The sequence below is a fragment of the Pseudomonas sp. LBUM1671 genome (genome assembly GCF_059695685.1).
Genome location: NZ_CP166782.1, coordinates 2,499,437 through 2,519,218, shown reverse-complemented (window position 1 = coordinate 2,519,218; position 19,782 = coordinate 2,499,437). Strand labels below are relative to the sequence as shown.

Below are 19,782 nucleotides of genomic sequence, written 5' to 3'. Positions count from 1 at the left end.
ATGCAGAGAGTGTATGCGGAGCGTGAGGCCCATAAAATTTCCTGTTCATTTATCAATAGGACCGGATCATGATCCTCAAGCGCGCAGGCTCGCAACCATCGATAAAAGCCCCTGAAGCGTACTTCACAGGCACCGTCCGTATGGACCCACTCAACTCCCCTCCCGAACCGGCCCGAGCGTCCATCGTCAGCGTCAACGAACGTCGATCCCCTGGGGAATGATTTGACCCGTGAGCCCGCCACTATCACGGAATTCGCCGCGCAGACAGAAAAGCTTGAGGCTTTCATCAGTACCCCGATAACCTGACCGGCCCCCTCGAACGGACCCGACCATGACCGCCGCCGAACAACCTGCCCCGGCGCTGAAGGAAATCTTCAACGCCGAACGCCTCAAGCACATCGCCACCGAAATGACGGCGGTCTACCCGGCCTTCAACGCCAAAGCCTTCCTGAAAATGGCCAACGACGGCCTCGCCGACCTGTCGATCATGCAACGCATGGCCCGCGTCAGCGAATGCCTGCACGCCGTGCTCCCGCTGGACTACAACCAATCCCTCGAAGTCCTGCGCGCCCTCGCCCCCCGCCTCAACAGCGGCTTCGTCAGCATCTCGCTGCCGCACTACGTGGCGATGTATGGCGCGCATGACTTCGAGCAATCGATGGACGCGCTCAAATACTTCACCGCGTTTGGCTCAGCGGAATTTGCGATTCGGTATTTTCTGCGTAGCGATCTGCAGCGGTCATTGGCGCTGATGCAGGCATGGTCTCGGGATGAGAATGAGCATGTTCGGCGCCTGGCCAGTGAAGGCAGTCGACCGCGCTTGCCGTGGTCGTTTCGGTTGGAACAGATTCAGAGCGACCCGACATTGGCGGCGGCGATTCTCGACAACCTCAAGGCGGATGACAGCCTTTACGTGCGCAAGTCCGTGGCCAATCACCTGAATGACATTACCAAGGACCATCCGGAGTGGGTGTTGGACTTGATTGAGGGGTGGTCGCTGGAGAACAAGCACACCGCGTGGATTGCGAAGCATGCGTTGCGTAGTTTGATCAAGCAGGGGAATCAGCGGGCGCTGGCGATTATTGGGGCGAGTGGTAAAGCGGAGGTTGAGATTGTTGGGGTGAAGGTTGAGCCGGCGGTGATTCGGTTGGGGGAGAAGATAACGTTGTCGTTTGCGGTGAAATCCACAGTGGCGGAGAGTCAGCGGCTGGTGATTGATTATGCAATTGATTACGTCAAAGCCAATGGCAGCACTTCGGCGAAGGTGTTCAAGCTGAAGGCGTTGACGTTGGCTGGTGGGGCGACTGAACGGGTTAGTCGTGGGCAGCAGATCAAGGAGCTGACTACTCGGAAGCACTATGTGGGCAAACACGCAGTGCATATTCTGGTGAACGGGGAACGGCTGGCCAGCACCTCATTCGAAATCCTCGCCTAAAATACGCCGTTTTCCTATAGGAGCGAAGCTTGGCGGCGATGGTGCCAAGCCTGACCTGCCACTATATTAGAAAAAAAATCTGCCATTTATGTCGTCCGTTACGGCTCGATTGCAGGGCTTCGCGACGGGCAGCAATTGGCCAAAATAGGCCATTCACAGCGACCCAAAAACAACGAGAATTCAGTTCGCTTACCTTGTTGTCATCAAATGTTTAATATGCCCGTTATCACACATTGGATAAAAAAGGATTTACCCGATGGCCCGCGCTAAATCTCCGACCGGCACTACTGGATTTGCTCCCAAACTGAAGTTGGCCCCAGACCAAATTGAGCGGGGGATTCAACGTCTCCAAGATCGCATCACTGAGTTGAGAAATTTCGATGCGTCAGAACTCAACGATGAGGGTGACTCTCCAAAGTTATCGGCCCTTTCGGCCGCAATCAAAGACACCTTAGAGCGGTGTTTTGGCGAAAACACATCGGTTTTCGACCGTTTAGGAGGCGCAGCAACACTGCATTTTTTCCCTGGGTACTACTCGCATGACTACCCGCTTAGGCAGCATTACGTGACAGGTACTCAGAATAATATTCAGCAATCGATACTTATGCTTGCAGAGGCGCAGCGTACTCTGAGGGAAGATCTTGCTGATCATGTACTCGACAGTGAACCTGAGCCTACGGTAAGTCCCAAAACGCCAATTCTGTCACGCCGTGTATTTGTGGTGCATGGTCACGATGACGCGGCACTACAAGGCCTTGCTCGCTTCCTCGAAAAGCTGGGTCTAGAAGCCATTATCCTTAAGGAGCAGCCTGACCAAGGGCGAACCATTATCGAGAAATTCGAGGACTCGGCGGATGATGTCGGTTTTGCTGTCGTGTTGTTAACGCCTGACGATTTAGCTAAATCCGCAAAGTCGGATATTCCGGATCCTAGAGCTCGACAAAACGTCATTTTTGAGCTTGGCTTTTTTGCCGGAAAGTTGGGCAGAGGCCGTGTATGTCTTTTGCGTAAAGGTCATGTTGAAATCCCCTCAGACCTGTATGGCGTGATCTATACCGAGATGGATTCAGCAGATGGTTGGCAGACAAAACTGGTGAAAGAACTGAAAGCCGCGAAACTGGATTTTGATGCCAACAAGCTTTGGCAGTGAACCTAGTATCCCCCATTATCTTTTCCGTAAGTTGCTAGAGAGACACATATATGCCATATGGGAAATCTGTCCGTATTTTTCTTCCAGATGCAACTGCCGCCGGCATTCGGCACGCAGAGATAGTTAATCGCACAGGGCAAACAGTGGCGTGCCCGAGAAGTCGCCTTGATGAACTCAAGCACTGGCCCGAAACTTCCAAGCCTGGAGTTTACTTTCTTTTCGAAGCGCGTTTAGGTGACTCGAAGCCACTTGCATATATAGGAGAGTCTGAGAACGTTGCAGATCGCCTCTTAACACATGATCGAAAAAAAGAATTCTGGAATGACGTAGCGATATTCACAAGCAAGGACGAAAATTTAACTAAGTCGCATATAAAATATCTTGAATCAAAACTCGAAGCATTGGCTAAAACCGCTGATCGCTACAAGTTAGAGAACGGAAATACGCCTACGAAATCCAGCCTCCCACGGGCCGAGCGCGAGGCTATGGATGAGCTTCTAGAGGACATTCGATTAGTATTAGGGACACTAGGCTATCCAATCCTAGAGCCTCTTATTCAAAACAAACCTATCCCATTGGTTGCGGCATCCACTCCTCCACCCGACGCATCCAGTGAAGAGCTAACCTTTACAGTTCACAAGCTTGTTGCGCATGGGGTGCAGACTGACGAAGGATTTGTACTCAAAAAAGGGTCCGCAGCATCGAAGATCAACACTGATAGTCTCAGCGGGAAGCTAGTCAAGATGAAGGAACAATTACTGGAAGATGGCAGACTTGTTGATAACGGTGACCATTTATATCTTGCTGAAGACGTACTTATGAGTTCTTCGAGTTACGCAGCGGCATTCATCGCAGGAACTTCACGGAGCGGACCGCAAAGTTGGTACTCTGTTGATGGTAGAACACTTAAAGAAATGGAAGACTCCACAATAGCACCAATTATAGATTGATCACTTTAGAAGAAACGCCTGATTGTTAGTAAACAAGGAGCGGCATTTAATTGAAACGTCTATCCAGAAATCCTTTGAAATTTGATCCAATTGAACTGTTTTCGGCTGTTAGCCGCGACAATGATTATAATATCGATATTGAAGAGGATATTAACGATTTTATAGCGAAATTTGGAATCTCACTTAAATCCTCGCTGAAAAACATGAACATGATCCATGGTAAACGTGTAGAAGCCCTATTTGCGCATATTGCAGGAGCGCTCGGCAAATGCGCCATGATCAAACAGGAAGATAGCGGAAATATATTCGCAGCCGGAAAACCGATTCAAGCTCCTGATTATTCGATAACTCTGAAGGATGGCAGAAGATTTCTAGTTGAAGTTAAAAACTGTCATCACGAAAACCCAAAAGATGACTACGAGTTTCGAAAGGATTACGTTGAGCGCTTAGAAAATTATGCAGCATTACAGGGAACCGCTGTAAAATTCGCAATATATTTCTCCAGAATTCATAAGTGGGTTCTACTATCCAAGGATTCAATGACAGCGCATCGAAATAAATACACCACAAATTTTATTGAGGCGTATGCGATGAACGAAATGATCACTCTCGGCGACAGGTTGATTGGTAGCACCCCAAATCTATCATTTGAGTTGATATCTAGGAAAGGGAATGAAGCAATTATCACTGAGGATGGACAGGCCAGCATTACTATTGGTGATGTCAAAATGTACTGCGCCGGAGTCGAAATAACAAACAATGTAGAACAACACATTGCATTCTATTTAATTCGATTTGGTAGCTGGACTACAAATACGCCTGTTGCTCAGATGAATGGAGACAGGGTTGAATCTGTAAGGTATGAGTTTTACCCAGACGTACCCTGGGAGAAAGAGCAAGGCTTTGCCATACTGGGTGAGCTAAGCTCTATGGTGACTAGTGCTTACAACGAACACACTGTATATGAAAGTAAAATCATCGCTTTAGACGCGAAGGTTGACCCTGAAGTCTTCTCCGTGAAAATTCCAGATGGATATTCTGGAGAGCAACTACCACTTTGGCAATTAGCTGTGCAACCTAATTCCGAGTTTAAATCATAAGAAATTGACATCCCCAACTTCCTCTATCAAATCAAACGAAAACAATATGTTCCTCTAAACGAAAAGGGACGAATTGATTTCCATATGGGACAAAAAATTCGCCACCGCTCTTACACTACTCCAAAGATGTTTCTTGAGCGTCCAATTCTTTTTTCGCAGAAAACAGGTAGTTCGTATTCGAGAGCTCTGCAACTTGTGATTCGTTGATAATCGTTACATTATTCACGAACTGTTTTTGGCACTCGATACTATCTACATTCGCGATAATCTGCCGATACATGCTTTCATATCCGTATGCAGTCTCATACTGGATTACTACGACATTTAACGATTTAAGAGTGCCTATCTTCTGCGGACAGTCCGAAGAACTGCAATGAAAAAAGATGTTATTTTGTATAGAAATTCCGTTTTTTTGCATCCTTGCTCGCCGCGCCAATATCCACCAAAGATCCGTCTCACTGTAATCAAGTGACAGTCCTACGATATGAATATCTTCTTTAAAAAATAGTTCTACCCAAGACACACCATCAAACGAATCACTTTCTATTTTTTTTGAAATACCATTAACTCTCTTACCTTCACCAGCTATAGAATATGTATAGGTCCCTTTGATGTACGCGTCGATTTTGCCAATTGACCCGCAGTAATGATCCAAGCCTAACATGATAGATTTTGGATTGTTGATATCCCCGTGAATATGCCAAATGCTTGCTGTGCAATCACCAATGCTATACTCCTTTTTCCTCCGTATGCTGTACAGCTCCTCAGAGTTATTCTCAAGAACAGGAGGAGACTGGACGGCCAACTCAAAGGCCAAATCATAGTTAGTAGTAAGGTAATTGCTCAAGCCTAAGTCAATTATCTGCGCGTATAAATTATTCGTACCCTGCATAGAAAACTTATCAGCTATTAGGTTTTTTGTATGCTCCTCGGATAAAGTTATATTTTTTTCTCCTCCCTCGATAACAATTCTCTCATATGTCAAAGTATTGGGAAGGCTTTCACTTTCAAACTTATTTAACCCTTTAATTTCTGAAAGCAAGCCTTCCCAGCTAACAGAATTATCACCCACATCAAAAACCCTATTGAAACCATTACCAAAAAGCAGGCTTGCAGACATATAAACACCAACAAATATATTAATAATAATTTCACCAGAGACATCCTATGTCTTAGGCAGTTTATGCATCACCCTTCAGATACAGCCAATACCCTTAACCAACGCTGCTCGCAATAACTATATTGGCAATTATTGGAGGGGAATAGATTCGGGCTTTTTGATCTGGACACCCAGAAAATACTAATTTTATCTCAATTGACCCCGATACTTGATAGTAAATATTCTAAATCATCCTCTGGGATAGGGCTTCGCCCACCAAATTGACTGACACATATGCATCTCGCGGCTTCAGTAACCTTAACCTCGCCATCATTGGTCAATGTAGTACCAAGAGAAAAAAATGATTGCTGATCCTGATAAAACCGATTACTCCTGATAATTGCCTCAATTTTCTTTTTATATTTTTCGTCGCAGCGAGGTCCAAATATCACACCAACCAAATCATTCGTATTGTGATAGAGAATTTTTTGACGACTGTTCTTCGGAATCTTAGGCAGAATAGCTTGAAATTTATTATCTATGCCCTCCATTGTCAGTAGACGAACTTCTTTTTCGTATTCCCAGAATGAATTTTTTTGAAGCAATGCAGCAACTTTTTTCATGTTGCCACTGACCGCACAATCTAATATAGGAATTCTCTTGTCACCATTTATGTATGTGACGGGTAGCAATGGGTAGAGATCGGCCTCTCGTGCTAGAGGATGATGCTTCACAGAGAGTTTATTATTCGCAGCTCCGTAAATTAAAACACAACCTTTAAAACCATCCGCGTAGTGAGCCCACATCATTGGTTCGAGCGCGCGTTTCGAAAATGACAAACTGTAAAACAGTTTATTATGACCGCGACCCAATAGTGCCGTGAGCTCAAACCTGCACATTTCTGCACGAGCCTTTGGTGGGTTTTTACTAGCAAATGAGAAGTTCGATAGTGTTGGGCTCCCCTCCCATAATTCTGATACAAATATCTCATCTAATTCTTTCGCCTTGCTCTCCACCACGGTTTTGATTGAGCTAGAGGACTCGAACTCAATATCTTTAAAAAGGTCATTTAAATTCTTGGCAAGGTTTCTGCCATTAGGATCCACATGGAGATCAATAGACCAGGCCGAATCTTTCTCTGACAAACATAAAAGCTTGGTCCAGATCTCCGGATCATTTTCAAAAAAATAAGTAGCTTTAAGATCGTGAGGATCGTTAAGCTCATGAGTTTCAGAAAAATACAACTCATTGTAACGCACTGCTTTTTCAAAATAGACGTCAGGCCTGAAATACTTAAACACATTCACTACACAAACCCTTTTGAAAGTTATGATGGTCAAATCGCTCAACACCAAAGCGGTAATTAATGATCGCGCACCACCGTAGGATCCACCTGCTACTTTCGAATATATGATTTTGGATATACTATCCTAGGGTTTAGCTATTTAGGCCCCACAGAGTTAAATATAGACAGAGTAGCGTATAGCCATCATATATGGCAAGATCGGGCCCTAAAAACTTGAAAAAACTTGCTTCGGCCGTTAAGGCCCATACATACCAGTCACCATCAACTCTATTCTAAATCGCCCAGATTTTCGTCGGCTCTCGCCGACGACTTCTTTGGCCTAGGATATGTAAAAACGTTTGTGACCAGCAGCTGCGGACGAAAAAGTCCGAAAATTGTGTTCCTACGTAAATTTTAGGTCTATTAACTGAGCGAGCGCTGGTAGATTTTAAATAGCAACGCAAGATTCAAAATGACGGATGCGTTTTCACACACTCTGGGCAGATATCAGCCAGTGCTGATCCGCTTTTCGCCCGAAAGCTAAGACGTCACGCATCCGGATGCCGACTTATTAAACTTCCCCCTCTGTGGCGACGGACTACCCGTTCACCACAGAGGGTTTGTACTTACTCCCTCACCTCATAACCTTATCCAACGCCTGATTCACCGCCAACTCCCCCAACATCACCACCTGAGTAATCCCCAGCAGTGTCTTACGGTGTGACTTATCTAACAGCGCCGCACAATTGCTGAGCATCGTGGTGGCCTAGCCCGGTGATTCGCTGGCGTCGACCAGCAGGGATTCGGTGTCGTACGCCGGGTTGGCGAGGAACACGGGTTCGGGTTCGTGGGTACTGGCCATGATGTGGGCACTTGGGTTGGAGGGTAGAAAGGGACATATCTATTTCCCAACTAAAAAACTAAAACGGCCCCTTTTTATGACTTCAACCACCGAATGATGAAACTGGTAAAAATGCCTCTCCAGTTTGAGATGCATGGCGGCGAATCCTACGAATAACATCCAAACAATGCATTCCGCCCGTGAGAATGAGGTAAATGTGAGAGGCGTCTAGCAGCAGCAAGGTGCTTTTTTTGCCCGATGCCTCCCTTACCGCCACCGAAGAATAACCAGCCATGGATAGGAACAAACCCATTGTGTTATCGGCTTTGCTCTCAACTTTCCCACGAAAGACATCGATGTCCGGCCCCCCTGCTTGACTCGCAGTGAACTTTAGTTCAACAAGGTAGGTGGTTCCGTCAATGGTGATTGATCCATCAATTTGTCTGCCGCCCGTATTGTATGGGCGGCGATGCTCAACTTCTGCGAAAGCCAAGAAGTCATAGAACCAGTCTTGAAATGCGTACCCTCCCGGCGCTGTACCCATCTGCGGGGCTAGATCATCTAGTCGTTGCGTTAACGTGGCGAGGCTTCCTTGCTGTCTTTGAATGATCTCACGCTCTTCTCGCGCTTTTTCCTTTGCAGCTTCGCGTTCTCGTTCAGTTCGAATCTCTTCGGATTGACGGGCAATTAACGCCCTCAACTCAGAAACAGCCTTAGATGCATCCTGAATCTTTAAAGCAGAGTCCTCCCAATTACGAAGATCAGGGAAGGTAGTTTGCTCGGCTAGGAAATTGGCCATTTTTCCAATAACGGCCTTGCCCTTATCATTTCTCTGCAACGCAGCGAACGTACGATCCAAAAAGTCTCGCTTACTCTCTTCCGGCGCCCATGTTGCTAAGTGAGTCTCTGCAACATGAGATTGTCGGAGAAACTTGCGGAGCGACTCCTTGCGCCAGAAAGATTTGAGAGCGGCTTCATAGGCTAATTGAACGAGATGAGGAGTAATTTTTATAGCCATCGGGATTTTTAACCGCGCAGTGGTAGCAACTGACCTGGGAGCCAGCTCCATGAGCCTGACCATTTGAGTGCTAGCGCATATTACTCCACGTCTGTTCGCTGCTCATATCACTTCAAGACGTGACACTGAATCTGGAGAGCTATACGAGACTGAGCCGGTTCACTGACTGCATCTGCCCCGATAGCGGCCAACAATGATCCGGTTTCGCCCGAAAACTGAGGCCTCATGCATTTGGATGTCGACTTGCTAATGCCCCCTCTGTGACGACGGCCTACCCGACCGCCACAGAGGGCTTGCCCTTACTCCTTCACCTCAACCTTATCCAACGCCTGATTCACCGCCAATTCCCCCAACATCACCACCTGCGTAATCCCCAGCAGCGTCTTGCGGTGCGAGTTATCCAGCAACGCCGCAAAATTGCTGAGCATGGTGGTAGCCGAGCCCAGTGATTCGCTGGCGTTGGCCAATAGGGATTCGGTATCGTATTTGGGGTTGGCGAGGAACATGGGTTCGGGTTCGTGGGTGCTGGCCATGATGTTGGCACCTGGGTTGAGGTAGTGGTCGAGGGCGCGTTCGGCGGCTTCGTGGAATTTTTTGGAATCGAGGGATTCGTAGGGGGATGCCGGATCGGTGTCTGGTGGGTTTGGTGTTGGTTTGATCATGGTGAAACTCCGATGCTACTTAAAAAAGGAGCCATCGCCCTCTCGCTACCAAACGGAGGGTGGCGGCCATACGGAGGTTGGTAGACCGGGCATCGGAACCGGCGCTTCCGAAGAAGCCCTACGCATGGCCACCATAAAATCGCAGTCCTGAAGAAGGACCGCCGAAGGTGACGCTATGCGTCGATGCTGTGGGTCTACCAAACCCATCGCTGTTTTTCAGCGACGGGACCACGATAGAACCCACGCCCTAGACGCACAAGCCGGCGGATTCTGGCGCACGCGTAGGTAATGACGCAAGGCGTTGTAGCCGTTGGGACGTAACACTGAGTGTCTTTAAACGTGGGCCTTGAAACCTGTTTAAGTGCATCGACAGTCGAGCAAAACATTCATGCCTGAATATGGGGTGTCAGGTCTGGCGTCATCGCGGGCAAGCCCGCTCCCACAGGGCTTGTGGCGAATTCGACGTCGTGGGTGCATCGGGTTCGGGTTTATCGCTGGCGCTGGTTGATGGGATTACTGGATCGGCCCGGCAGCATGCGCGTCAGGGTGTTGTCGCGGACCCAGTAGTGATGGAACAGCCCCGCCGCTGCGTGCAAGCCGATCAGCCAGTAGCCCGCGCTGCCGAGCAGTTCGTGCCAGTACTTGAATTGCTTGGCCAGGTCCGGGTCTACCGCGACCGGCGATGGCAGGTAGAACTCGAAATAGGGCATCGGTTTGCCGCCGGCCGAGAGCATCAGCCAGGCCAATAACGGTGTGGCGATCATCAAGACGTACAACGCCAGATGCATCAGGTGCGAAACGCCGGTCTGCCATTTGGGCAGTGCCGGGGTGATCGGTGGCCGAGGCGTCAGGCGTCCGAGCAGGCGCACCCACACCAGGGCAAAAATGCTCAAGCCAAAGAGGCCGTGCAGCCCGAGAAACATGGCTCTCAACGGTTGGCCCTTGGGCAGCAGGCCTTTGATTTCGATGCAGGCGTACACGCCCACAAACAACGCCAGCATCAGCCAGTGCAAGGTGATTGAGAGTTTTCCATACCGATGGGTCATTGATTCGCGGGTCATAACGGGCCTCTTGAATGTCATTGCCGGCTGCCGAGTCATTCGTGCGGCCGGGGTCCGGTGTGTCACCGCACCGACGGGCCACACCCTGCCCGCCTAGTCTTAAGGCAATCTGAAGACTGCGCCGGTCGCTCTTTTTTTCACCTTCAGACTCCGTTAAGAAATGGCTTCGATACTTCTCCCACACTTACTCGGGAGGCGTCTTCCAATGCCTGACTTTGAATGGAATATTCCTCTACCCCTACGCTTCGGCCAGGCCGAAGCTCCGCCGATGAACCTGGCCAGGGCGTTGCCGGACGACGTCGAGCGCCCGGTCTTTGAAGCCTTTATTCAGCAACGTTTTCGTAAGGCCCATGGCGCCGACATTCGTCATTTCATGCCGGAGCTGTTTGGCATGAGTGATGCCTCCGGCTCGCTGTGTGCGGTGGCCGGTGTGCGCATGGCCAATGCTGAGTCGTTGTTTCTGGAACGTTATCTGGACGAGTCGATCGAGCCGCTGATCAGTGCTGCGGCGGACCGCCCGGTGGATCGTGCCGGTATCGTCGAGGTCGGCAATCTGGCCGCCAGTGACACCGGCAGTGCGCGGATGAGCATCATCGCCATCACTTATTTGCTGGCCATGGGCGGCCTGGAATGGGTGGCGTTCACCGGCAACATCGGCCTGGTCAACAGCTTTCATCGCCTCGGTTTGAAACCGGTGACGCTGTGCGCGGCCGATCCCGAGCGGCTGGGCGATGAGCGCCAGCACTGGGGCAGTTATTACGAGAGCAAGCCTTGGGTGCACGTCGGCAACATCCGCGCCGGTTTCATTCATTTGCGCAACATCGGGATGTTCAATCGCCTGGGTTTGCCGACGTCCGTTGAGGAATCCAGCCATGTCGCCTGAAACCGAGCGTTTCAAACAGACCCTGCGCAGCCACGCTGAGCGCAAGACCAGCGCCATCGCGTTGTGGGGTGACCAGCAGACGGTGGATTACGCGACGCTGTACGCCGAGGTGGTGTATCGCCAGCAACGGCTGCGCGATGAGCAAATCAAGGTGATCGCGCTGGCGTTGGACAATGGCGTCGAAGCGATGCTCTGGGACTTGGCGGCGCTGTTCGAAGGCCTGACGTGCCTGACGCTGCCGCCGTTTTTCAGCCCGGCTCAACGCGCCCATTGCCTGGAACAGAGCCAGGCGGAACGGGTGATTGCCGAGCCTGCGCTGGACGACGAGCTGCAAACGGCCGGTTACGAGAAAAACGGTGAGTTCTGGCGCCGCACGTTCAGCGGCCCCAACCGTATGCCGGAAGGGACCGCCAAACTGACGTTCACCTCGGGCACCACGGGCACGCCCAAAGGCGTGTGCCTTAGCGCCGAGAGCCTGTTGACGGTCGCTCGCGAACTGAATCAGGCCAGCAAACCCAGCGATCCGCAGCATCACCTGGCCCTGCTGCCGCTGGCGATTTTGCTGGAAAACCTCGGGTGCTACGCGGCGTTGTATGCCGGTGCCAAGTTGAGTTTGCCCAGTCAGAAAACCTTGGGGATTCAGGGGGCCAGCGGTGTTGATGTGCCGCGGTTGCTGGGTTGCCTGGCGGCCCGTGCGCCCGAAAGTCTGATCCTGGTGCCGCAGTTGTTGCTGATGCTGGTCAGCGCCGCGGAGCAGAAAGCCTTTAGCCCCTACTCGCTGCGTTTCGCCGCAGTGGGTGGCGCGCGGGTTTCCGAGGAGTTGCTGCAGCGTGCGCAACGGATTGGCCTACCCGTTTACGAAGGTTATGGGCTGTCGGAATGCGCCTCGGTGGTGTGCCTCAATCGCCCCGAAGCGCGCCGCGCCGGCAGTGTTGGCAAGCCCCTGCCCCACGTGAAGATTCGCCTGGCGGAGGACGGCGAAGTGCTGGTCAAGGGCTCGACCTTGCTCGGTTACCTGGGCGAGGCGCCGCACAGCGAAGAATGGTGGCCAACCGGCGATCTCGGCGAGTTTGACCCGGATGGTTTTCTCTATCTGAAGGGGCGCAAGAAGCATCAGTTCGTCACCAGTTTCGGGCGCAACGTCAACCCGGAATGGGTCGAGTCCGAACTGACCCAGCGCCGCCATATCGCCCAGGCCTTCGTCTACGGCGAAGCCATGCCGCACAACCACGCGCTGCTCTGGCCGCATCGTCCGGACTGCACCGACGCCGAACTGGCCGCCGCCGTCGCCGAGGCCAACGAGGCCTTGCCCGGTTATGCGCAGGTCCATCACTGGACCCGTCTCGATCAACCGTTCACCCCCGCCAATGGCCTGCTTACCGCCAATGGCCGCCCGCGCCGTGACGCCATCGTCGAGCGCTATCGGGCGCAACTGACTGAATCTGTATTTTCCGAGGAATCCGCATCATGAGTTTTTTCGACACGCTGCAAGAAGCCACGCAACACGAACGCCATGAACTGTTCAACCTGCCGGTCATCCGCGATGCCCTTGAGGGCAAGGTCAGCCTCGAAAGCTACCGGGCTTTCCTGGCGCAAGCCTATTACCACGTGCGCCACACCGTGCCGTTGATGATGGCGTGCGGGGCGAAATTGCCGTCCCGCCTTGAATGGCTGCGTAAAGCGGTGTGCGAGTACATCGAGGAGGAATACGGTCACGAGCAGTGGGTGCTGGACGATATCGAAGCCTGCGGCGGCGACCGCATTGCCGTGCGCGACGGTCGTCCGAGCCTGCCGATTGAATTGATGGTCAGCTACCTCTACGACCTGATTGCCCGCGATAACCCGGTCGGTCTGTTCGGCATGGTCAACGTGCTGGAAGGCACCAGCATTGCCCTGGCCACCCACGCCGCCGGCAGCATTCGCGAGCGTCTGGCGTTGCCGGAGAGCGCCTTCAGTTACCTGAGTTCCCATGGCTCCCTGGACATCGAGCACATGCAAACCTATCGCCGGTTGATGAACACCCTTGACGATCCGGCGGACCAGGCGGCGGTGATTCACGCTTCCAAAGTGGTGTACAGGCTTTACACCGACATGTTCCGCGGCTTGCCGCGTGACGGGGAGGCCCTGCATGAAGTTGCATGAAGCTCGCGTGGTGCTGACCGGTGCCAGCGGCGGCATCGGCCTGGCGATCGCGACCGCGCTGTGTGCCAGTGGCGCCCGGGTGCTCGCGGTGGCGCGGCACCAGGAACCGCTGCTGCCTTTGCTTGAACGCTATCCGCAACACCTGTGCTGGATCGGCGCGGACCTGACCGTGCTGTCCGACCGGCGCAAGGTGCTGAGCGCGGCAGAAGCGATTGGCGGGGTCAACCTGCTGATCAACGCCGCCGGGGTCAATCACTTCGCCATGCTCGAACAGCTGGAGGACAGCGACGTCCACGCGATGCTGGCGGTGAACATCAGCGCGCCGATCTGCCTGACCAAAACCCTGCTGCCGCTGCTCAAGCAAGCCGAGAGCGCAATGGTGGTGAACGTCGGCTCGACTTACGGCTCCATCGGCTACCCCGGTTACGCCAGTTATTGCGCCACCAAGTTTGCCTTGCGCGGGTTTTCCGAGGCCTTGCGCCGGGAACTGGCGGACACCCGGGTCAGCGTGCTCTACGTCGCCCCGCGCGCCACCCGCACCAGCATGAACAGCCCGGCCGCGCAGGCGTTGAACGATGCGCTCAAGGCCAACGTCGATGATCCGCAAACCGTTGCCGCTGCGGTGATGCATGCGATTGCCGGTGACCGCCGCGACTTGTACCTGGGCTGGCCGGAGCGCTTTTTCGTGCGCCTCAACAGCCTGCTGCCCAATCTGGTGGACCGTGGCTTGCGCAAGCAATTGCCGCTGATCCGTCGCCTGAGTCAAAAGCCTGACAACGAGAACCTCAAACCATGAAAAAAATCATCGCGTGCCTGCTGCTGGGGGCCCTGAGCCAAAGCGTCTGGGCACTGGAACCCGCCGACCAGCAACGCCTTCAGGGCATCCAGCAAAGCTGGGCGCACATTCAATACGAAGTCCCGGAAGCGCAACGCACCGCCGCCTTCGAGAGGCTGGCGGCCCAGGCGTCCGCGTTCACCCAGGAACGCCAATCGGTGGCCGAAGCGTGGATCTGGTCCGGTATCGTCAGCAGCAGTTGGGCCGGTGCGCAGGGTGGACTCGGTGCGCTGAGCAAGGTGAAAGCGGCGAAAGCCGATCTGGAAAAAGCCATGACGCTGGACCCCAAAGCCCTGCAAGGCTCGGCCTACACCAGCCTCGGCGCGTTGTATGACCGCGTCCCCGGCTGGCCGATCGGTTTCGGCGACTCGGACAAGGCCGAACAGTTACTCAAACAGGCCTTGCAACTCAACCCGGAGGGCATCGATAGTCTGTACTTCTGGGGCGATCACCTCTACCGTCAAAAACGCTACAACGAAGCGCAGACCGCATTGAAAAAGGCCCTGCAAGCCGCCCCAAGACCAGGCCGGGAACTCGCCGACGCCGGGCGACGCAAAGAGATCGAAACGTTGCTGGTGGACGTGAACAAGAAACTTAACTGACAGGAGTCCGTGTGCGCTTATTACTGATTGAGGACGACGTTGCGCTCGGCGAGGGCATCCATCAAGCCCTCGGCCGCGAGGGCTACACCGTCGACTGGCTAAAGGACGGCGCCAGCGCCTTGCATGCGCTGCTCAGTGAAACCTTTGACCTGGCGGTGCTCGACCTCGGTCTGCCGCGCATGGACGGGCTGGAAGTGCTGCGGCGCTTGCGCGACAGCGGTTCCAACCTGCCGGTGCTGATTCTCACCGCGCGGGACGCGACCGAAGACCGCATTGCCGGACTGGATGCCGGGGCCGACGATTACCTGATCAAGCCGTTTGATCTGGCGGAACTGAAGGCTCGCTTGCGGGCCTTGTTGCGCCGCAGTGCCGGCCGCGCCCAGGTGCTGATCGAACACGCTGGCATCAGCCTGAACCCCGGCACCCAGCAAGTCAGTTATCAGGGCGAGCCAGTGGCGCTGACGCCCAAGGAATATCAGTTGCTCCACGAATTGCTGTCGCCGCCGGGCCGGGTCATGACCCGCGATCACTTGATGCAGTTGCTGTATGGCTGGAATGAAGAAGCCGAAAGCAACACCCTGGAAGTGCACATTCATCACCTGCGCAAAAAATTCTCCACCGACCTGATCCGCACCATTCGCGGTGTCGGTTATCTGGTGGAGGAGCGTCGATGACGTCGATCCGGCGCCGCACCCTCACGCTGATCATCGGCCTGATGCTGGTGGGGGTGGCGGTGATCAGCCTGTTCAACCTGCACGACAGCAATCACGAAATCGCCGAAGTCTACGATGCCCAACTCGCGCAAAACGCCCGGCTGTTGCAGGGGGTGATGCGCATGCCGATGGCGAGCAAGGAACACGCCGATCTGTATCAGGCCTTCAACAAGGCGCTGGGCGAAGCGGAGCCTCGGGTCGACGGCCATCCCTACGAATCGAAAATGGCCTTTCAGGTGTGGAACCGCACCGGTGAAGTGCTGGTGCACACGGCCAGCGCGCCCTCCTTCAACGCGCCGCCGACCAAACCCGGCTTCAGCGACGTGGTGGACCTGAACAACCGCCACTGGCGCGCGTTCCTGCTGGAAGACAAACAGAACGACCTGAGAATCTGGGTGGGCGAACGGGACGACGTGCGCTCGGACCTGGTGGACCGGATCGTGCGGCACACCTTGTGGCCCAATGTGCTGGGCAGCCTGATTCTGGCGGCGATGATCTGGATGGCCATCGGCTGGGGCCTCAAGCCGCTGGAAGACATGGCGGCGACCTTGCGCGCGCGGCACAGCGGTTCGCTGGAGCCGCTGCAACTGACCCCGTTGCCCAGTGAACTGGAGCCGATGCAAGCGGCGCTCAACCGCATGCTCGCGCAGATTCAGGAAGTGCTGGGCCGCGAACGGCGCTTCATCGCCGACGCCGCCCACGAAATGCGCACCCCGCTGGCCGTGCTGCGTGTGCATGCGCAAAACCTGCTGGAGGCCGGCACTGAACAGGAACGCCGTGAATCCCTGGAGTTCCTGATTGCCGGCGTCGACCGCACCAGCCGGCTGGTCAATCAACTGCTGACCATGGCCCGCCTCGAACCCAAAGGCATGGACCCGGTGCTGCAGCGCATCGACCTGGCCGCCACCGTGCGAGACAGCCTCGTGCAACTGACGCCGTGGTTGCTGAGTAAAAACCTTGAGCTGGCGTTCGACGTTACGGATCGCCCTTTTGAAGTGGTGGCCGACGCCGCCGCCATCGACATCGCCCTCAACAACCTGATCAGCAACGCGGCCAACTTTTCCCCCGAACACGGCGTTATCACGGTGCAGTTGAGTCAGGCGGACGGGTTCTATTCGCTGAGCGTCGAGGACCAGGGGCCCGGCATCGACGAAGCGGATCGCGGGCGGTTGTTTGAACGGTTCTACAGCCGTGGGAATGCCCATGGAGCGGGTTTGGGCCTGACCATCGTCAACACCATCGCAACCCGACTGGGCGGACGCATCACGCTGGCCAACCGCCCCGAAGGTGGGTTGTGCGCGACGCTGTCCATTCCCGACAGCCAGCCGCGCGACCCGCTCCAGCGAACCACCCGCGAGTTGCCGCCGAGTGCTTGAGTGATCCCGATACCGCCGAGCGAGTAATCCTCGCCTGAATGCGGTGTGTCAGATCCGACGCCATCGCGAGCAGGCTCACTCCCACAGGGGCCGGTGTCGACCACAACACTCGCGAACGACACCGAACCAATGTGGGAGCGAGCCTGCTCGCGATGGCGGTGGCACATCCAGCCTTGAAGTCATTGCCATACAACTTAGCCAGCCGTTAACAGCTGCCTCACTTTTTAGCACTCGCCAAATAATGCGCCACCAACGCATTCGCATGGCCATGCCCCATCCCGTGCTCCTCCTTCAGCCAAGCCACCATTTCCATATGCTTCTTGCCACTCACGGTTCCCAGCAAATCCAGCCAATGGCTGATCGGCTGGCCATACTTTTTCTCGATGGACGGGAAGTACGACGCCGGGCCTTTCACTTTTGTCTCTTCGCTCATGCTGCAAGCTCCCTGTTTCGCGACGGAGTGTCGGATAACGCTCCTTGTCGTCACGCCTAAGATTGGACGCCAAGTGCAATTCCGGCAACCACCCTGCCCCGCCTTCACTCGACCCGCCTCGTCATTGCGAATAACTCAGCGGTGTTGGCTGGAGCCTGTCACTTCAACGCTCCATTAAGGGTACCAATCGCCTTATAAGTCTTCTGGCTCGGGGGCATCATTGGATCGGCGGGGAAGCGATAGTCGCTGAAGCCCTGCATTACCTTTTGGTCGATTGCTCTATTACCCGAACTTTCCAGCAACGAGATCGCAGGAACCACCGACCCGGGCGTATATACCAGCTGTACTTGCACACGTTTGCTGGCAGGCACCGGCGTGTGCTCCGCCGCCAGGGTCTCCTTGATGGCCTCGCTCTTCTTTCTGACGCCGTCCTGCACGCGGCTGGCGAAGACGTAGTTGTAGCGCTGTTGCTGTTCAGTTGTCAGGGTCAGGCCTTTGGCGCGCATCCGTGCCACGCCTTCCCATGAGGCGCTGTCGATGACCCCGGCGGAATTCAAGTAATGCTTCAGCGCACCCTGGAAGTCCTGGGGGCCGCCTATGCCGTACTCCATGAACTCAGCCAGTTTGACTTCATTGTCGGGAGCCCCGGGTTTGGCGACGGCACGCTGATAAAACTGTCGGGCCTCAACCAGGCTGGGCGGCCCGCCAATGCCTTTTTCCGCCATGCGGCCGAGTTCGCCATAGGCCCTCGGATCGGCGTCGGCCAAGGACTGATAGATAGCCTTGGCTTTCGGTATGTCCTGGGGCACACCATGACCATTCTCGTAAAGACTGCCGAGGATCGATCTGCATAAGCTATCGCCGCTTTTGCTAAGTTCCTGGATATAGGCGGCCTCCAGCGCGTTGGTGGACTCATGACCCCAGTAACCAAAGCAACGCAAGCCGGGGGAAACTTTATTGTCCAGACCGCTTGGAAGGAGGATGGATTGGCATCCTGCAATGAGAGCAGTGAACGCCAGTAAAGCAACAGCCTTGTTCATGAACTGCATCCGATGAAATCGTCTGAACTTCATCGGCCGTCGTGAAGAAAAACTGAGTTACCTGACGTGGGTGTGTAGGAGCGAGGCTTGCCCGCGAAGAACGAATACGCGGTGTATCAGGCTTGACGCCTTCGCGAGCAAGCTTCGCTCCTACAGGGGATTTGGGCCGCGCAGTAAGGTTTGTTCGCGTTCGCATAGCTCCACCACGTAATCCCACATCACCCGCAATCTCACCGACTTGTGCAGCTCCCGCCGCGTGCTGATCCAGTAGCTGCGCTCAATGCTCTCATCCGGAAACAACGGCACCAGTTCCGGATCGGCGCTGGCCATGTAGCACGGCAGCACCGCGATCCCCAATCCCGAACGCGCCGCCTGTTGCTGGGCGATGACGCTGGTGCTGTGGAACACCACTTGCGGGTTGCGGCAGAAGCTGTTGAGGAACATCAATTCCTGGCTGAACAGCAAATCGTCGACGTAGCCGATCCACGCGTGGCGGCCGAGGTCTTCGCGGCTGTGCAGCGGGGGCGCCTTGTCGAGGTAGGCCTGGCTGGCGTAGAGCGCCAGGCGATAGTCGGTGAGTTTGCGCGTGACCAGCATGTCGGCAGCCGGGCGTTCGAGGTGGATGCTGATCTCGGCTTCGCGGTTGAGGATGCTGACGAAGCGCGGCACGGCCACCAGTTCCACTTCCAGTCCAGGGTAGCGTTCGAACAGGCCGTTCATGCGGCTGGCGAGGAACATGATGCCCAATCCTTCGGTGACGCCAACGCGGATTTTGCCCAGTGGCGCGGTGGACTGGGTGATTTCCTCTTGCGCCAGCAACGCGACGTTTTCCATGGCTTCGGCGTGTTTGAGCAGCGCTTCGCCGGCCGGGGTCAGTTCGTAGCCCTGGGCGTGCTGGACAAACAGCGCGGTGCCGAGGCTCTTTTCGATGGCCTCGATGTGCCGGGCGACGGTGGCGTGCGTGGTGTTCAAACGGCGGGCGGCGGTGAGCAAACGCCCGCTGCGCTGCAATTCGAGAAAAAACCGCAGGTCATTCCAGTCGAACATGAGTCGTCCTTGGGTCTACGCTGGGTGAGGTGCTGTCTAAAAACGCACAGCGGCTGCGCAAAAACTAACATTCTTTTGACGAAAGCTAACAACTAGGATGACCGACAACA

The 19,782-nt window shown here is 54.5% G+C and carries 19 protein-coding genes and 1 pseudogene; 11 read left to right on the top strand and 9 right to left on the bottom strand.

Annotation, left to right across the window (positions count from 1 at the left end; genetic code table 11):
• Positions 1–331: 331 nt before the first annotated feature.
• From ACA060_RS11625 to ACA060_RS11610, 4 genes are all read left to right on the top strand, one after another.
• Complete coding sequence (locus ACA060_RS11625; protein WP_497317351.1) at positions 332–1,435, top strand: DNA alkylation repair protein; 1,104 nt, start codon at positions 332–334, stop codon at positions 1,433–1,435.
• Positions 1,436–1,691: 256 nt separating this feature from the next.
• Positions 1,692–2,585, top strand: a complete 894-nt coding sequence (locus ACA060_RS11620) for a TIR domain-containing protein (RefSeq protein ID WP_497317349.1) — start codon at positions 1,692–1,694, stop codon at positions 2,583–2,585.
• Positions 2,586–2,635: 50 nt separating this feature from the next.
• Positions 2,636–3,535, top strand: a complete 900-nt coding sequence (locus ACA060_RS11615) for a GIY-YIG nuclease family protein (protein ID WP_497317347.1) — start codon at positions 2,636–2,638, stop codon at positions 3,533–3,535.
• A gap of 50 nt (positions 3,536–3,585) precedes the next feature.
• The gene (locus ACA060_RS11610; protein WP_497317345.1) at positions 3,586–4,635 is read left to right on the top strand and encodes a hypothetical protein; all 1,050 of its coding nucleotides are present in this window, start codon (positions 3,586–3,588) and stop codon (positions 4,633–4,635) included.
• A 115-nt stretch (positions 4,636–4,750) separates the two neighbouring features.
• Here the strand turns inward: ACA060_RS11610 and ACA060_RS11605 are convergent, their stop codons facing one another.
• The 6 genes and pseudogenes from ACA060_RS11605 to ACA060_RS11580 all read right to left on the bottom strand — a co-directional run bounded on the left by ACA060_RS11605 (position 4,751) and on the right by ACA060_RS11580 (position 10,601).
• Complete coding sequence (locus tag ACA060_RS11605; protein ID WP_497317343.1) at positions 4,751–5,755, bottom strand: SIR2 family protein; 1,005 nt, start codon at positions 5,753–5,755, stop codon at positions 4,751–4,753.
• A gap of 191 nt (positions 5,756–5,946) precedes the next feature.
• Positions 5,947–7,041: a DUF2971 domain-containing protein gene (locus ACA060_RS11600; RefSeq protein WP_497317342.1), complete on the bottom strand. Its 1,095-nt coding sequence runs from the start codon at positions 7,039–7,041 to the stop codon at positions 5,947–5,949.
• 612 nt (positions 7,042–7,653) lie between these two features.
• Positions 7,654–7,899: pseudogene (locus ACA060_RS11595) on the bottom strand (DUF6124 family protein); the annotation flags it as partial.
• A 64-nt stretch (positions 7,900–7,963) separates the two neighbouring features.
• Positions 7,964–8,929, bottom strand: coding sequence for a restriction endonuclease (locus ACA060_RS11590; protein ID WP_497317340.1), 966 nt, complete (start codon positions 8,927–8,929; stop codon positions 7,964–7,966).
• 248 nt (positions 8,930–9,177) lie between these two features.
• Complete coding sequence (locus ACA060_RS11585) at positions 9,178–9,540, bottom strand: DUF6124 family protein (protein WP_497317338.1); 363 nt, start codon at positions 9,538–9,540, stop codon at positions 9,178–9,180.
• Positions 9,541–10,028: 488 nt separating this feature from the next.
• Positions 10,029–10,601, bottom strand: coding sequence for a cytochrome b (locus tag ACA060_RS11580; RefSeq protein WP_102595685.1), 573 nt, complete (start codon positions 10,599–10,601; stop codon positions 10,029–10,031).
• 205 nt (positions 10,602–10,806) lie between these two features.
• Here ACA060_RS11580 and ACA060_RS11575 point away from each other — a divergent pair, with 205 nt between their 5' ends.
• Genes ACA060_RS11575 through ACA060_RS11545 form a run of 7 tightly spaced genes read left to right on the top strand, consistent with a single transcriptional unit; the run spans position 10,807 to position 17,152 of the window.
• Positions 10,807–11,484 (top strand): thermostable hemolysin, encoded by a 678-nt coding sequence (locus ACA060_RS11575; protein ID WP_497317336.1) that lies wholly within the window; start codon positions 10,807–10,809, stop codon positions 11,482–11,484.
• Positions 11,474–12,955: an AMP-binding protein gene (locus ACA060_RS11570; protein WP_497317334.1), complete on the top strand. Its 1,482-nt coding sequence runs from the start codon at positions 11,474–11,476 to the stop codon at positions 12,953–12,955. The genes ACA060_RS11575 and ACA060_RS11570 overlap by 11 nt, the downstream gene beginning before the upstream one ends.
• Positions 12,952–13,626 (top strand): iron-containing redox enzyme family protein, encoded by a 675-nt coding sequence (locus tag ACA060_RS11565; RefSeq protein WP_497317332.1) that lies wholly within the window; start codon positions 12,952–12,954, stop codon positions 13,624–13,626. The genes ACA060_RS11570 and ACA060_RS11565 overlap by 4 nt, the downstream gene beginning before the upstream one ends.
• The gene (locus tag ACA060_RS11560) at positions 13,613–14,422 is read left to right on the top strand and encodes an SDR family oxidoreductase (protein WP_109629845.1); all 810 of its coding nucleotides are present in this window, start codon (positions 13,613–13,615) and stop codon (positions 14,420–14,422) included. The genes ACA060_RS11565 and ACA060_RS11560 overlap by 14 nt, the downstream gene beginning before the upstream one ends.
• On the top strand, positions 14,419–15,063 hold the full coding sequence (locus ACA060_RS11555; RefSeq protein ID WP_497317330.1) for a tetratricopeptide repeat protein: 645 nt from the start codon (positions 14,419–14,421) through the stop codon (positions 15,061–15,063). Before ACA060_RS11560 ends, ACA060_RS11555 begins: the two co-directional genes overlap by 4 nt.
• An 11-nt stretch (positions 15,064–15,074) precedes the next feature.
• On the top strand, positions 15,075–15,737 hold the full coding sequence (locus ACA060_RS11550) for a response regulator (protein ID WP_109629839.1): 663 nt from the start codon (positions 15,075–15,077) through the stop codon (positions 15,735–15,737).
• The gene (locus ACA060_RS11545; protein WP_497317328.1) at positions 15,734–17,152 is read left to right on the top strand and encodes an ATP-binding protein; all 1,419 of its coding nucleotides are present in this window, start codon (positions 15,734–15,736) and stop codon (positions 17,150–17,152) included. The genes ACA060_RS11550 and ACA060_RS11545 overlap by 4 nt, the downstream gene beginning before the upstream one ends.
• Before the next feature lie 217 nt (positions 17,153–17,369).
• Here the strand turns inward: ACA060_RS11545 and ACA060_RS11540 are convergent, their stop codons facing one another.
• The 3 genes from ACA060_RS11540 to ACA060_RS11530 all read right to left on the bottom strand — a co-directional run bounded on the left by ACA060_RS11540 (position 17,370) and on the right by ACA060_RS11530 (position 19,672).
• Positions 17,370–17,585 carry a DUF4287 domain-containing protein gene (locus ACA060_RS11540; RefSeq protein ID WP_497317326.1) on the bottom strand — a complete coding sequence of 72 codons (216 nt, stop codon included), beginning with the start codon at positions 17,583–17,585 and terminating at the stop codon, positions 17,370–17,372.
• Between the two features lie 158 nt (positions 17,586–17,743).
• Entirely contained in the window at positions 17,744–18,625 is an 882-nt protein-coding gene (locus ACA060_RS11535) for a tetratricopeptide repeat protein (protein WP_497317324.1), read from the bottom strand.
• Between the two features lie 150 nt (positions 18,626–18,775).
• The gene (locus ACA060_RS11530) at positions 18,776–19,672 is read right to left on the bottom strand and encodes a LysR family transcriptional regulator (protein ID WP_497317322.1); all 897 of its coding nucleotides are present in this window, start codon (positions 19,670–19,672) and stop codon (positions 18,776–18,778) included.
• Between the last annotated feature and the right edge of the window lie 110 nt (positions 19,673–19,782).